This window comes from Knoellia locipacati, from assembly GCF_007992835.1.
Taxonomy (GTDB): domain Bacteria; phylum Actinomycetota; class Actinomycetes; order Actinomycetales; family Dermatophilaceae; genus Knoellia; species Knoellia locipacati.
The window spans coordinates 77646-90951 of the sequence record NZ_BKBA01000012.1; the positions used below are offsets into that span (position 1 = coordinate 77646).

The following is a 13306-nucleotide window of genomic DNA, read 5'->3' on the forward strand; positions in this document are numbered from 1 at the left end:
GGGTCAGCTTTCCTTCTTGGTCGTCGAGGACATCGACTCGTCACCGAGGTCCGCGGCGCCCATGGCCCGCACGAGACCGGACCGCTCGTAGCCGGCCGGGGCCGCCTCGGGGTGGTTGAGGTCGAAGGCGGGGCGCTCGGAGCGGATCCGCGGGATGGAGTTGAAGTTGTGGCGAGGCGGCGGGCAGGACGTCGCCCACTCGAGCGAGGCGCCGTAGCCCCACGGGTCGTCGGTCTCGACGAGCGGCGCGTAGCGCCAGGTCTTCCAGACGTTGTAGAAGAACGGGATCATCGAGGCGCCGAGGAGGAACGCACCGACCGTCGACACCTGGTTGGCGAACGTGAAGCCGTCCTCGGGGAGGTAGTCGGCGTAGCGACGCGGCATGCCCCAGATGCCCAGCAGGTGCTGGATGAGGAAGGTCGTGTGGAAGCCGATGAACAGCATCCAGAAGTGGACCTTGCCGAGCGTCTCGTCGAGCATCCGGCCGGTGAGCTTGGGCCACCAGAAGTAGAAGCCGCCGAACATCGCGAACACGACGGTGCCGAAGACGACGTAGTGGAAGTGCGCCACGACGAAGTAGCTGTCGGTGAGGTGGAAGTCGAGGGCCGGGCTGGCGAGGATGACGCCGGTGAGGCCACCGAAGAGGAAGGTCACGAGGAAGCCGAGGGCCCAGAGCATCGGCGTCTCAAAGCTGAGCTTGCCGCCCCACATCGTGCCGATCCAGTTGAAGAACTTCACGCCGGTCGGCACCGCGATGAGCATCGTCATGATCGCGAAGAACGGGAGGAGCACCTGACCCGTGCCGTACATGTGGTGGGCCCACACCGACACCGACAGCGCGGCGATGGCGATGGTCGCGTAGACGAGGGTCTTGTAGCCGAAGATCGGCTTGCGCGAGAACACCGGGAGGATCTCGGAGATGATCCCGAAGAACGGCAGCGCGATGACATAGACCTCGGGGTGGCCGAAGAACCAGAAGATGTGCTGCCAGAGCATCACACCGCCACTGGCGGGGTCGAAGATGTGCGCACCGAACCGGCGGTCGGCACCCAGCGCGAAGAGCGCGGCGGCCAGGGCCGGGAAGATGAGGAGCACGAGGATCGACGTGATGAGGACGGTCCACACGAAGATCGGCATCCGGAACATCGTCATGCCGGGGGCGCGCATCGTCAGGATGGTCGTGATGAAGTTGACCGAGCCGAGGATGGTGCCGAAGCCGGCGAGCGCCAGGCCGAAGACCCAGAGGTTGCCACCCGCACCCGGGCTGTAGGACGCGTCCGACAGCGGGGTGTAGGCGAACCAGCCGAAGGCGGCCGCGCCGTCACGCGTGAGGAAGCCACCGGCGGCGATGAGGCCACCGAAGAGGTAGAGCCAGTAGGCGAACATGTTGAGCCGCGGGAACGACACGTCGGGCGCGCCGATCTGGAGCGGCATGAGCGCGTTGGCGAAGGCCGCGAACAGCGGCGTCGCGAAGAGCAGCAGCATGATCGTGCCGTGCATCGTGAAGAGCTGGTTGAACTGCTCCGGGTTGTCGACGACCTGCATCCCCGGCTGGAACAGCTCGGCGCGGATGATGAGCGCCATGAGGCCGCCCATGAGGAACCACGCGAACGAGGTGATGAAGTAGAGGTTGCCGATGACCTTGTGATCGGTCGTGGTGATCCACTTGACGACCGTGGCGCCCGGCGACACCCGCGCGTGGCGGACGGTCTCGCGCTCACGGAGCATGGTGCGGGTTTCGGTTGCGGCACTCATGGGTTTACTTCCTCAGTTCTTCGGGCAGGAGCTCCTGCTCGCCCGGCACGAGACCCTCGCGGTTCAGGTCGGTGCCGAGGAGCCCGGTCTGACCCTGGGACTTGAGGTCGGCCATGTGCGCGTCGAACTCGGCACGCGGGACGACCTTGACGTTGAACAGCATCTGGGAGTGGTAGGCGCCGCAGAGCTCGGCACACTTGCCCTTGAAGGTGCCCTCCTCCGTCGGCACGACCTGGAACTTGTTGACCTTGCCCGGGAGCATGTCGAGCTTCTGGAGGAACTGCGGGACCCAGAACGAGTGGATGACGTCACGCGACGTGAGCACGAACTCGACCCGCTCACCGACCGGGAGGTACATGGTCGGGATGGTCTCCTCGGCGCCGGGCTCACCGGTGAGGATGGCCTGCGTGCCGACCTCGTGGACGTCCGCCTCGACGTAGTTGAAGTCCCAGGACCACTGCTTGCCGACGACGTTGACCGTCACGGCGGGGTCCTTGGACGTGTCGAGCAGCGCCGACTGGTCCTTGGCGGTGTAGAAGAAGAACACGGCGACCATGAAGATCGGGACGATCGTGTAGAGGATCTCGAGCGGCACGTTGTAGCGCAGCTGGACGGGGAGCTCGTTGTCGTCGCGGCGGCGGCGGTAGGCCACGATGCACCACGCGGTGAGACCCCAGACGAGGACACCGACGGCGAGGCACGCGATCCACGCACCGATCCACAGGGCGCGCACGCGCTCGGAGTTCTCGGTCACTCCCTGGGGGAGGAAGCCGTTCTCGAACTTGCCCAGCTCGCACCCGCTGAGCGTCACCATCGCACTCACGGCCACAGCGGCCCACAGGGCCAGTCGGCGGCCTCGTGGGCGGGGGTTGAAGTGGTCGTGCTGGCGCACCGTGGCACCCTCCTGCGTCGTCTGCTGGAACACGACCAAACACTAGTGCATGGGGCGGAACTTCCATGGGACGGGTGGCGTTACGGTCGACCTGTGCTGGACGCCACCCGCAGCCCTCTGCACCCTGCTGCTCGAGACACCCTCCTCGCCGCTCTCGACGCCGGCTGGGCGGACCCGCGGCGCCTGCACCGGGAGGCCCGCCAGGCCCGCCACCTGCTCGACCGCGCCCGCGAGAGCATCGCCACGTCCATCGGGGCCCGGCCCGACGAGGTGTCGTTCCACCCGAGCGGCGCCCATGCCCTGCGCGTCGGCGTGGCGGGACTGAGGCACCCCCGTCGGCGCACCGCCGAGCGGCTGGTGACGTCGGCCGTCGACCGGGCCGTGCTGCTCCACGAGGCCCACGAGGCGGACCCGGCAAGCGTCCCCCTGCCCGTCGACCGTCTCGCCCGCATCTCCCCCGAGACCCTCGGGATGGCCCTGGCCACCGGCCCCACCGCGCTCGTGGCCCTCCAGCACGCCAACGGCGAGGTCGGGACGGTGCAGCCGGTCGCTGCGCTCCACGACGTGTGCCGTGAGGCCTCGGTCCCGCTGCTGCTCGACGGCACCGCATCACTCGGTCGCATCGCGACGCCCGGCTCGTGGGACGCGCTCGTCGGCGACGCCGCGACGGTGGCCGGCCCACCCGTGGGCGTCCTCGCGGTGCGGACGGGGGCTCGCTTCGACCTCCCCGGCCCCCGCTGGGAGCCTGAGCACGGGCGCGAGGTCGAGGACCCGTGGGTGCCGCTCGTCCTGGCTGCGGCCGAGGCGTGGCAGCAGGCGCTCCACGCGCAGGCCGCCGAGGAGGCGTCGGCACTCACCCTGACCGAGCGGATCCGCGCGGCAGCCGCAGCCGTACCCGATGTCGAGGTCGTCGGTGACCCCGACGACCGGCTCCCCCACGTCGTGACCTTCAGCGCGCTCTACGTCGACGGCGAGAGCATCGTCGACGCCCTCGACCAGAGGGGGGTCGCGGTCGCCTCCGGCTCGGCGTGCACGTCCAGCCGGCTCGAGCCCAGCCACGTCCTGGCCGCGATGGGTGCGCTGACCCACGGCAACGTCCGGGTCACCCTCCCGCTCGAGGCGGTGCGTCCAGAGCGTGCCGACGACGTCGAGCGCCTGTGCCGCGAGCTGCCCGCTGTCGTGGCCGACCTGCGGGCCCGTCTCGGGGTGGGCGACCTGTGAGCCCTCCCATCGGACCCGTCGAGGACTCCGACGACCCGGCACCCGACCTCGACGCGCGGGGCCTCAAGTGCCCCCTGCCCGTCATCCGGCTCGCCCGGCTGGCCCGCGACCTGCCGGCGGGCACGACGCTGCACGTCCTCGCCGACGACCCCGCCGCGGAGTCCGACATCCCGGCCTGGACCCGGATGCGCGGGCACACGGTGACGCTCGAGAGGCGAGGTGGGCACACGGCATACGCCGTCGTTCTCGGCTGAGTGCTCAGCCGAAGCGGACGGCCGGGGCTGCGAGGGCCGCTGGGAGGGCGTCGAGGTAGCGCCGGCGTGGCCACTCGACGACGCCGAGCCGCTCGAGGTGCTCGGTCGCCCACTGCACGTCGATGACCCGTCGCTCGTCACCGTCGGCGTGGACGATGTCGACGAGCGCCGCGAGGGCCACCTTGGACGCGTCGCGCTCGGAGTGGAACATCGACTCACCGGCGAAGAGGCCGCCGATGGCGATGCCGTAGAGCCCTCCCACGAGCGCGCCGTCGCGCCAGGCCTCCACGCTGTGGGCCCAGCCCAGCCGGTGCAGCTCGGTGTATGCCGTGACGATCTCGTCGGTGATCCAGCGCCCCTCACGCTCGGGGTCGGCGCAGCGTCGCATGACGTCGACGAACGCGGTGTCGACCCGGATCTCGAACTTGGCCCGGGCCTTGGTCAGTGAGCGCCGCTCCCGGAAGCCGCCGGGCAGCAGGACCCCGCGCGGGTCGGGCGACCACCAGCCGATCGGGCGCGTGCCGTGCTCGCCGAGACCCATGGGGAAGAGCCCGGCTCGGTAGGCGGCGAGCAGCGTGCCGGGGGCGAGGTCCGCACCGGCCGCGACGAGGTCCTCGTCGTCGGTGGGGCGGAGCTGGCCGAGCGCCCACTCGCCCGCGGGCGGCTCGACAGGGGGGAACGGGACGGTCACGGCCGGGAGGTCAGGGCCTCGCGCACGTGATGTGCGGCTCGACGTCGGCGGCCGAGTCGTCGCCGTAGGCCTGCGCGAGGCGGTCGAGGAACGCCTTCTTGTCGAGGACGTACTCCTGGGTGCCGATCGTCTCGAGGACGTAGGTCGCGAGGAGCGATCCGATCTCGGCGCAGCGCCGGTGCTCGAGCCCGGCCGACAGCCCGGTGAGGAAGCCGGCGCGGAAGGCGTCGCCGACACCCGTCGGGTCGGCGCGGCGCGTCTCACCGGCGATGGGGACCTCGATCGGGTCCTCGCCGCGGGTGATGATGACGGCGCCGTCCTTGCCCTTGGTGATGACGCGGGTCGTCACCTGCGCCTGGATGTCGTCGGCGCTCCACCCGGTCTTCTGCTCGGTGAGGTGCGCTTCGTACTCGTTGGTGAAGAGGTAGTCCGCGCCCTCGATGAGCGTGCGGATGAAGGGGCCGTCGGCGAAGGCGAGCTGCTGCGAGGGGTCAGCGACGAAGGTGATCCCGCGGGTGCGGCACTCGTCGGTGTGGCGCAGCATCGCGTCCGGGTCGTTGGCGCCGACGAGGACGAGGTCGAGACCGTCGGCGGCGATCGGGCCGAGCTCGATGAGCCGGGCCTCGCTCATGGCCCCGGCGTAGAACGTCGCCATCTGGGCCATGTCGTCGTCGGTCGTGCAGACGAAGCGCGCCGTGTGCTTGGTGTCGGAGATGTGGACGTGCTCGCAGTCGACGCCGTGGCGGGTGAGCCAGCTGCGGTAGTCGCCGAAGTCCTCACCGGCCGCGCCCACGAGCAGCGGCCGTTGGCCGAGGACGGCCATGCCGAAGCAGATGTTGCCGGCGACTCCCCCTCGGCGGATCTCGAGGGTGTCCGCGAGGAACGACACCGAGATCTTGTCGAGCTGCTCGACGACGAGGGAGTCGGCGAACCGACCCCGGAAGGTCATGAGGTGGTCGGTCGCGATGGACCCGGTGACTGCGATGCGCACCACGGCAACCTACCCCGTCGACGAGCCCCGCCACTCCCCCGCCGGAAACCCCACTGTGGCCGGGTGTTCAAACTCCACATCGTCAGGTACTTGACATCGCATAGTACTGGGCGACACAGTGGAGCCATGCCCGCACATGACCCGCAGATGCTCAAGGGAGTCCTCGGGCTCCTCCTCCTGAGCGTGCTGTCGACCGGCGACAACTACGGCTACGGGCTCGTGACCCAGCTGCGTGCCGCCGGCTTCGACGACCTCGCCGAGGGCACCGTCTACCCCGGCCTCACCCGCCTCGAGGCTGCCGGGCTCCTTGACTCCCACCTCGTCCGCAGCGACGCCGGCCCCGCCCGCAAGTACTACCGCCTCACCGATGCCGGGCACGCCGAGCTCGCCGCCCGGCGCACCGCGTGGACCGACCTCGTCCAGTCCGTGCAGACCGCCACCGCCGCCACACTCACCGCAGGGGAGACCGCATGAACCTCATCGACCGCACCCGGATCGAGACCGCCGTCGCGCGCTACGACTTCTGGCTCGAGATGCGCGGCGTGCGCGGGTCGCGGCGCCGCGACCTGCGCCGCGAGCTGCGCGCCAACCTCACCGAGGCAAGCGCCGACGTGGGCACGACGCGGGCGCTGTTCGGCATCGGCTCACCCAAGGAGCTCGCGTATGCCGCGACCGACACCGACCCGTCCCGCCCACGCTGGTCCCAGGGCCTCATCTGGGGCGCCGCCACGCTGGCGCTCCTCGTCGCGTGGCTCCTCGTCACGAGCCTCACCATCGTCCAGAGCGTCGAGGCCGCGGGGGTGACGCGGGCCGTCGACGTGCACCCCTTCCCGTGGTTCGGCACGACGTTCACCGTGCAGTCCTCCCCCGGCACCCTCCAGGCGAGCATCTCGCCGCTCTGGCAGCTCCTCGCCGGACCGCTCTTCGTCTTCCTCTTCGTGGCCCAGCCGTGGCGGCTCCTGCGCCGTCGGCGCCCTGCTCTTGTCCACGACGCGTCGAGCGAGCAGAGTGCCTGACATGGACTCCCCCCGCTGGCAGGACGCCGACTACACCGGCCTCAAGGCCTTCGTCTTCAACTGCACCCTCAAGCGCTCACCCGAGACGAGCCACACCCAGGGCCTCATCGACGTGAGCACCGCGATCATGGAGAAGCACGGCGTCGAGGTCGAGGTGCTGCGCGCCGTCGACCACGACATCGCCACGGGCGTCTACCCGGACATGACCGAGCACGGCTGGGAGAGCGACGCCTGGCCCGAGATCTGGGAGCGGGTGCTCGCCAGCGACATCCTCGTCATCGCCGGCCCGATCTGGCTCGGTGACAACTCGAGCATCACCAAGCAGGTCATCGAACGCCTCTACGCGATGAGCGGGCTGACCAACGACCACGGCCAGTACATCTACTACGGCAAGGTCGGCGGTGTCATCATCACCGGCAACGAGGACGGCATCAAGCACTGCGCGTCCAACGTCCTCTACAGCCTCCAGCACCTCGGTTGCACGATCCCGCCGAACGCCGACGCCGGCTGGATCGGCGAGGCCGGCCCGGGCCCGTCCTACCTCGACGAGGGCAGCGGGGGCCCCCAGAACGAGTTCACCCAGCGCAACACGACCTTCATGACGTGGAACCTCATGCACCTCGCGTGGCTGCTCAAGCAGCAGGGCGGCTTCCCGACCGGCGGCAACGAGCGGGTCAAGTGGGACCGGGGCGCGAACTTCGACCACCCCAACCCCGAGTACCGCTGACCGACCACAGCACGTGCGACTGAGCGCACGTCATACGCCAAGGGCCCCTCACCACGTGGTGAGGGGCCCTCGATGTATGCCGTGGGTGCGGCTCAGCTGAACGAGTCGCCGCAGGCGCAGGAGCTGCCCGCGTTGGGGTTGTCGATGGTGAAGCCCTGCTTCTCGATGGTGTCGGAGAAGTCGATCGTGGCGCCCTCGAGGTAGGGGCCGCTCATCCGGTCGACGACGACCTCGACACCGTCGAAGTCGCGCACCAGGTCACCGTCGAGCGAGCGCTCGTCGAAGTAGAGCTGGTAGATGAGGCCGGAGCAGCCACCGGGCTGCACGCCCACGCGCAGGCGCAGGTCGTCGCGACCCTCCTGCTCGAGGAGGGAACGGACCTTGCCGGCCGCGAGGTCGGTGAGGAGGACGCCGTGGGCCGGGGCCTCGGCAGCCGCGTCGACGGTCGTGGTCGTGGTGTCGAGCTCGCTCATGGGTGACTCCTGTGCTGCGTCGGGGCTCGGGTGGTCAAGGGTGCTGCATGTGGTCGCAACTGTCGGCGGCCACGATCTGTTCCCGGGCGTGACTTCAGGATACGACTTCCCACCGTCGTCACCGACCAGCGGACCACGTCCTGGCCACCCGCGCCGCACGGGCGCGCAGCGTGCCCACGGGGTCGAGCAGCGCCGCGTCGACCTCCTCGGGAGTCTCGGCGACGGCATACGTGCCGCTGATCCCCAGCCCCATCGTCTCGCGACGGCCCACGAGGACCTGACCCGCGAGCACGACGCTCGGGAGGCCGGCCTCGAGCGCCGCGACGGCGACACCGGCCGCGACCTTGCCCTGCAGGCTCTGCCAGTCGAAGGTGCCCTCACCCGTGACGACGAGGTCGCTCTCTCGCACGACGTCGTGGAAGCCGACGGCGTCGAGGACGAGGTCGACCCCGCTCACCCGCCGTCCACCGAGGAGGAACAGGGCGTAGCCGAGCCCGCCCGCGGCGCCCGCGCCGGGCTCGCGCTCGAGGCGGCGGGGACTGCCCGTGAGCAGGTCCAGGGGTGAGGGCAGGGTGCGGGCGACGATCTCGGTGAAGCGTCCGAGCGCCCCCTCGAGCTCTTGGGCGAGCTCGGGCGAGGCGCCCTTCTGCGGGCCGAACACCGCGCTCGCACCCTTGAACCCGAGGAGGGGGTTGTCGACGTCGGTGGCGACGACGAGGTCGACGCCCGAGAAGCGGTCGCGGGCGGCGAGCAGCCCCGTGAGCGCGTCGTCGGGTGCCTGTGCGAGCGCACTGCCGCCGCGGGCGAGGACGTCCGCGGGGCCGGCGCCGAGCGCGGCGAGCAGTCCCGCGCCCGCGTCGTTGGTTCCGCTGCCCCCGAGGCCGACGACGATCCGGTCGACGTCCTCCTCGAGCGCGGCGAGGACGAGCTGACCCACGCCCCACGTGCTCGTGAGGGCCGGGTTGCGCTCGTCGGCCGCGAGCAGGTGCAGGCCGGCCGCCTGCGCGGACTCGACGTATGCCGTCCGCCCACCCTCGTGCTCGACGACGAGGACCGCTGCGGGCACCTCGCGGCCGACCGGGTCGCTCACCGTGAGGGCGACGGTCTCGCCCTCGAGCGCTCGCCCGAGGACGTCGAGGAAGCCGGGGCCGCCGTCGGACAGCGGGAGCAGGGTGAGGGCGTCGCCGGGCGCGGTGTCGTGCCACCCTGCGGCCATGGCCTCCGCCGCCTGGGTGGCCGTGAGGGTTCCGGTGAAGCAGTCCGGGGCGATGACGACGTGCACGGCACGCACGGTATCGGGTCCGTTCCGCCGCCGGAAGCACGGCGGCTCCGGGGCCGGGAGCGCAGCGGCGGGCGACCGGCGTCGGGAGCCGAGGCCACCGGCATACGATCGTGCCGTGACGACGACGCCTGCCGCTCCGCTCCCCCTCCTCGTGCTCGGCCAGGGCCGCGACCTGCACTCCGAGCGGGGCGTCGAGTGCCCCGGCGACCTGCCGGCCGCCTCCGACCCCGACCTCGTGGCGCGCGCCCGCGCCGCCAAGGAGGCGCTCGGCGACAAGGTCTTCGTCCTGGGTCACCACTACCAGCGCAACGAGGTCATCGAGTTCGCCGACGTCACAGGCGACTCGTTCAAGCTCGCCAAGGAGGCCGCCGCCCGCCCGGACGCGCCGTGGATCGTCTTCTGCGGGGTGCACTTCATGGCCGAGTCGGCCGACATCCTCACGAGCGACGAGCAGACCGTGATCCTGCCCGACCTCGCCGCCGGGTGCTCGATGGCCGACATGGCCGCCATCGCGCAGGTCGAGGACTGCTGGGACGAGCTCGTCGCCGCCGGGGTCGCCGACGACACCGTGCCGGTGACCTACATGAACTCGTCGGCGGCGATCAAGGCGTTCACCGGCCGGCACGGCGGGACGATCTGCACGTCGTCGAACGCGAAGACGGCCCTGACGTGGGCGCTCGACCAGACCGGCGGCACGAACGGCACGGGCAAGGTCCTCTTCCTCCCCGACCAGCACCTCGGGCGCAACACCTGGGCGCGCGACCTCGGCGGCTCGCTCGAGGACTGCGTGGTCTGGGACCCGCACCGCCCGATGGGTGGCCTCACGGTCGAGGAGCTGCAGGCGGCCCGGATGATCCTGTGGCGCGGGCACTGCTCGGTGCACGGCCGGTTCACCACCGAGGCCGTCGCTGCCGCGCGCGCCGAGATCCCCGGGGTCAAGGTCATCGTCCACCCCGAGTGCCGTCACGAGGTCGTCGAGCTCGCCGACGAGGTCGGCTCGACCGAGAAGATCATCCAGACCATCGCCGCGGCACCTCCCGGCACGGCGTGGGCGGTCGGCACCGAGCTCAACCTCGTCCAGCGCCTGGCCCAGATGTTCCCCGAGCAGCGGATCGCGTTCCTCGAGAAGAACGTCTGCTACTGCTCGACGATGAACCGGATCGACCTCCCGCACCTCGTGTGGGCGCTCGAGTCCCTCGTCGACGGTCGTGTCGTCAACGCCATCCGCGTCGATGAGCAGGTCGCCGCCGACGCCCGTCGGGCTCTCGACCAGATGCTCGCCTTGCCGGGCGAGACCTCCAAGGACTGACGCGTCCTCAGGCGATCCGGACCCACGTCTGGCTCGCACCCGCGCCACGCGTCCTCAGGCAGGCGCCGGGCGGCGTCCGCGTCGTCATCGTGTCGTGGAGGATGACCAGCGAGGTGAACGCCAGGTGGCACGGCGGCGGCCCGGTTGCCGCATCGGGCTGGAAGACGGGAGGGCCCGCCCCGGGCATGACGACGCGCCCTGACTGGTCGGGGTCGCTCTTCCCGTCGCCGTCGTCGTCGAGGACGTAGCGGAGGAGCTCGCCCCGCCAGGGGCGTCCCATGGCCAGCAGCGTCCCGCTCTCGACGTGCAGCCACACGCCTTCGACGAAGGTCGACTGCGGGAGGAAGCCCGGCTCGGTCGACGGTCGGGGCCGGCCGAGCTCCCCACCGAGGAAGGGCTGCGGCGAGACGCGCTCGAGGAGCGTCTCCTCGGTCTCCGGACCGAGTGCCGGGTCGCAGGTGGTCCGCTGTCCGGACAGCGCGGCGGACCCGGGGGCCACGATCCTGATCCGCACCGTCTCATCACAGCCGTCCTCGGTGTGCACCGTGTAGAGGTCACCCGAGCGCGTGACGACCCGGTCCTTGAAGTCCGCCTCGAGGAAGTCGCCGGCGGTCGGGTCCACCGACACGCGGCCGTCCGCGACGAACGCCCAGACCCGACGGTTGTCGGGGACGGTCCGCCACGTGCCCACGAGCTCGGCCGGGACCAGCGGGCGGTCCGTGGTGGGCGGCCGGGCCGGGAGTCTCTCGGACCCCCTGTCGTCCCCGGTGACGGCCAGTGCACCGGCGACGGCCGCTGCGAGGACCGCGGCGGCGGCGACGAGACCCCACCGTTGGCGCCGGTGCCGCAACCCGACCGGACTGCGTCCGGGACCGGCCAGGGCAGCGACGAGGTCGCGCTCCATCCGGGCGACGTCGTCGTCGGCAACCGGGAGCGCGTCCACCGCGTCGTGGAGCGCCTCGCGCAGCCGCGCCTCCGTCGTGCTCATGGCGCCACCCCCATCCGGTCGTGCAGGGCGGCCAGGGCTCGGCTCGCGTGCTTCTTGACCGACCCCACCGAGATCTGGAGCAGGTCGGCGGTCTGCCGCTCGGTGAGGTCGAGGTAGTAGCGGCACACGATGACCTCACGCTGGCGCTGGGGCAGGTGGCGCACCTGCTCGACGATGCGCCGCGAGGCCTCGTGGGCCAGGGCTTCGTCCTCCGCGCCCGGCAGGGCCACGAGCTCGGGCCGGAGCGGCTCCGTCGCACGCACCCGTCGGGCGCGGTCCCGGTGCACGGACCGGCACCGGTTCACGACGGCGGCCCGCAGGTAGGCGTGGATCGCCGACCGGTCGCGCAGCGTCCGCCAGTGACGGTGCAGCGAGACGAAGGCGTCCTGCACGGCCTCCTCGGCCGCTCCCCGGTCCCCCGTCAGGGCGTAGCCGAGGCGGGTGAGGTCCGCGCAGTGCGTCCGGAAGAGGACGGTGAGCGCCTCCTCGCGCTCGAGGTCGGTGGCGGGGGCACCGGGCCCTCGCTCACCGACCGCTCGCAGGAGTGGACTCACACCAGCAGAGTCGCACCGGCGGACCACAAGGTTGACCGCTGAGGCGAACTGGCACCGCTCGAGCGCCAAGCGGTCCTGCCAGTGCTCCTGCCGGGGTCAGAGCGAGATGAGGCCGTCCGCGCCGATGTGGGGGTTGTGCGCGGTCGGGACCCGCTCGGACTCCGGCGGCGGGCCGGGAGGGGTGCCGTCACCGAACGGCCGCCCACCGAGCGACTCGCGCCCGTGGAGCTCGGCCCAGCCCGACAGGTCCGGCCCCGCCGGGACGACCCCGGTCGGGTTGATGTCGCGGTGGACCTCGTAGTAGTGGCTCTTGATGTGCACGAAGTCGGTCGTGTCACCGAAGCCCGGCGTCTGGAAGAGGTCGCGGGCGTAGGCCCACAGGACCGGCATCTCGGTGAGCTTGGACCGGTTGCACTTGAAGTGGCCGTGGTAGACCGCGTCGAACCGTGCCAGGGTCGTGAAGAGCCGGACGTCGGCCTCGGTGATCGTGTCGCCGACGAGGTAGCGGCGGGTCGACAGGCGCTCCTCGAGCCAGTCGAGCGCGGTGAAGAGCCGCTCGTAGGCAGCGTCGTACGACTCCTGGGTCCCCGCGAACCCACAGCGGTAGACCCCGTTGTTGACCTCGGTGTAGACGCGCTTGTTGACCTCGTCGATCTCGGCGCGCAGGTGCTCGGGATAGAGGTCGGGGGCGCCGTCGCGGTGGAACTCGGTCCACTCCCCGGAGAGGTCGAGGGTGATCTGCGGGAAGTCGTTGGTGACGACTCCCCCGCTCGGCACGTCGACGATCGCGGGCACGGTGATGCCCTTGGGGTAGTCGGGGAACCGCGCGAGGTAGGCGTCCTTGATCCGCGGGATCCGCAGCACCGGGTCGAGCCCGTCGGGGTCGAGGTCGAAGGTCCACGAGTCCGAGTCGTGCGTCGGACCGCAGATGCCCATCGAGATCGCGTCCTCGAGCCCGAGCAGCCGGCGCACGATGATCGCGCGGTTGGCCCACGGGCAGGCGCGCGCGACGACGAGTCGGTAGCGCCCCGCCTCGACGGGCCACTGCTCACCCCCGCGCGTGATGCGGTCCTCGATGTATGCCGTGTCGCGGTTGTAGTCCGCCTCGACGTAGGTGCCCTGCCGGGTGTCCGTGGTGCCGTCGGTGCCCATG

The 13306-nt window shown here is 71.1% G+C and carries 15 protein-coding genes; 6 read left to right on the forward strand and 9 right to left on the reverse strand.

What is annotated here, in order from left to right; translation table 11 throughout:
- Positions 1 to 3: 3 nt before the first annotated feature.
- Both ctaD and ctaC read right to left on the reverse strand, forming a co-directional pair.
- Entirely contained in the window at positions 4 to 1755 is a 1752-nt protein-coding gene (ctaD, locus tag KLO01_RS15615; RefSeq protein WP_371860281.1) for an aa3-type cytochrome oxidase subunit I, read from the reverse strand.
- A 4-nt stretch (positions 1756 to 1759) separates the two neighbouring features.
- Entirely contained in the window at positions 1760 to 2680 is a 921-nt protein-coding gene (ctaC, locus tag KLO01_RS15620; protein ID WP_147066851.1) for an aa3-type cytochrome oxidase subunit II, read from the reverse strand.
- A gap of 60 nt (positions 2681 to 2740) precedes the next feature.
- Between ctaC and KLO01_RS15625 the strand changes: the two genes are divergently transcribed.
- Together KLO01_RS15625 and KLO01_RS15630 are read left to right on the forward strand one after the other, a co-directional pair.
- A complete protein-coding gene (locus tag KLO01_RS15625; RefSeq protein ID WP_147066853.1) occupies positions 2741 to 3868 on the forward strand; it encodes a cysteine desulfurase family protein in 1128 nt (375 codons plus the stop codon).
- Positions 3865 to 4122 carry a sulfurtransferase TusA family protein gene (locus KLO01_RS15630; protein ID WP_246136255.1) on the forward strand — a complete coding sequence of 86 codons (258 nt, stop codon included), beginning with the start codon at positions 3865 to 3867 and terminating at the stop codon, positions 4120 to 4122. Before KLO01_RS15625 ends, KLO01_RS15630 begins: the two co-directional genes overlap by 4 nt.
- Before the next feature lie 4 nt (positions 4123 to 4126).
- Here the strand turns inward: KLO01_RS15630 and aat are convergent, their stop codons facing one another.
- Both aat and KLO01_RS15640 read right to left on the reverse strand, forming a co-directional pair.
- A complete protein-coding gene (gene aat, locus KLO01_RS15635; RefSeq protein WP_147066855.1) occupies positions 4127 to 4813 on the reverse strand; it encodes a leucyl/phenylalanyl-tRNA--protein transferase in 687 nt (228 codons plus the stop codon).
- 10 nt (positions 4814 to 4823) lie between these two features.
- Complete coding sequence (locus KLO01_RS15640) at positions 4824 to 5804, reverse strand: carbohydrate kinase family protein (RefSeq protein WP_147066857.1); 981 nt, start codon at positions 5802 to 5804, stop codon at positions 4824 to 4826.
- A gap of 126 nt (positions 5805 to 5930) precedes the next feature.
- Here KLO01_RS15640 and KLO01_RS15645 point away from each other — a divergent pair, with 126 nt between their 5' ends.
- The 3 genes from KLO01_RS15645 to KLO01_RS15655 are packed head-to-tail and all read left to right on the forward strand — an operon-like array spanning position 5931 to position 7547.
- Positions 5931 to 6278 (forward strand): PadR family transcriptional regulator, encoded by a 348-nt coding sequence (locus KLO01_RS15645; protein WP_147066859.1) that lies wholly within the window; start codon positions 5931 to 5933, stop codon positions 6276 to 6278.
- Positions 6275 to 6820 (forward strand): hypothetical protein, encoded by a 546-nt coding sequence (locus KLO01_RS15650; RefSeq protein ID WP_147066861.1) that lies wholly within the window; start codon positions 6275 to 6277, stop codon positions 6818 to 6820. The genes KLO01_RS15645 and KLO01_RS15650 overlap by 4 nt, the downstream gene beginning before the upstream one ends.
- Position 6821: 1 nt before the next feature.
- Positions 6822 to 7547 (forward strand): flavodoxin family protein, encoded by a 726-nt coding sequence (locus KLO01_RS15655; protein WP_147066863.1) that lies wholly within the window; start codon positions 6822 to 6824, stop codon positions 7545 to 7547.
- 92 nt (positions 7548 to 7639) lie between these two features.
- Here the strand turns inward: KLO01_RS15655 and KLO01_RS15660 are convergent, their stop codons facing one another.
- Both KLO01_RS15660 and KLO01_RS15665 read right to left on the reverse strand, forming a co-directional pair.
- Positions 7640 to 8020: a HesB/IscA family protein gene (locus KLO01_RS15660; RefSeq protein WP_147066865.1), complete on the reverse strand. Its 381-nt coding sequence runs from the start codon at positions 8018 to 8020 to the stop codon at positions 7640 to 7642.
- Between the two features lie 118 nt (positions 8021 to 8138).
- Positions 8139 to 9302 carry a glycerate kinase family protein gene (locus tag KLO01_RS15665; RefSeq protein ID WP_186828084.1) on the reverse strand — a complete coding sequence of 388 codons (1164 nt, stop codon included), beginning with the start codon at positions 9300 to 9302 and terminating at the stop codon, positions 8139 to 8141.
- Positions 9303 to 9417: 115 nt separating this feature from the next.
- Between KLO01_RS15665 and nadA the strand changes: the two genes are divergently transcribed.
- Positions 9418 to 10611, forward strand: coding sequence for a quinolinate synthase NadA (gene nadA / locus KLO01_RS15670; RefSeq protein ID WP_147066869.1), 1194 nt, complete (start codon positions 9418 to 9420; stop codon positions 10609 to 10611).
- Between the two features lie 7 nt (positions 10612 to 10618).
- Here nadA and KLO01_RS15675 read toward each other — a convergent pair whose 3' ends face one another.
- The 3 genes from KLO01_RS15675 to KLO01_RS15685 all read right to left on the reverse strand — a co-directional run bounded on the left by KLO01_RS15675 (position 10619) and on the right by KLO01_RS15685 (position 13305).
- Entirely contained in the window at positions 10619 to 11599 is a 981-nt protein-coding gene (locus KLO01_RS15675) for a hypothetical protein (protein ID WP_147066871.1), read from the reverse strand.
- Positions 11596 to 12153, reverse strand: a complete 558-nt coding sequence (locus KLO01_RS15680) for an RNA polymerase sigma factor (protein WP_222612001.1) — start codon at positions 12151 to 12153, stop codon at positions 11596 to 11598. Before KLO01_RS15680 ends, KLO01_RS15675 begins: the two co-directional genes overlap by 4 nt.
- 96 nt (positions 12154 to 12249) lie before the next feature.
- Positions 12250 to 13305, reverse strand: a complete 1056-nt coding sequence (locus KLO01_RS15685) for a glutathione S-transferase family protein (protein WP_147066873.1) — start codon at positions 13303 to 13305, stop codon at positions 12250 to 12252.
- Between the last annotated feature and the right edge of the window lies 1 nt (position 13306).